Origin of the sequence: Streptomyces sp. P9(2023) (genome assembly GCF_032436795.1) — a bacterium.
Lineage (GTDB): Bacteria > Actinomycetota > Actinomycetes > Streptomycetales > Streptomycetaceae > Streptomyces.
The window spans coordinates 1-233 of sequence record NZ_JAUPWM010000881.1 but is presented as its reverse complement, the minus strand read 5'-3'; the positions used below and the strand labels follow the sequence as shown (position 1 = coordinate 233).

The window sequence follows — 233 nt, the reverse complement described above, 5'->3', positions numbered from 1 at the left end:
CCTGTTGCAGCCGCCAGCCCCGGTCACGGATGCGGGCCGCGCCTTCGGGCGTCAGCTTGGCGCCACCGACCTGCACCACGCGCAGGCTGCGCAGATCGTGGCGGCTGTGCGGCGCGGCCTGTGCCCACAAAAGCGCCAGCGGCGGGACCAGCCCGGTGATGGTAACACGCTCGCGCTCGATCAGCGGAAAGGCGGTCAGCGGCGCGGGCGCGGGGCACATCACCACCCGCCCG

The 233-nt window shown here is 74.2% G+C and carries 1 protein-coding gene; it reads right to left on the bottom strand.

Annotated elements, in window-relative coordinates; translation table 11 throughout:
- A partial coding sequence (locus Q5762_RS39785) for an AMP-binding protein (RefSeq protein WP_399495675.1) occupies positions 1 to 233 on the bottom strand: 233 nt, incomplete at both ends.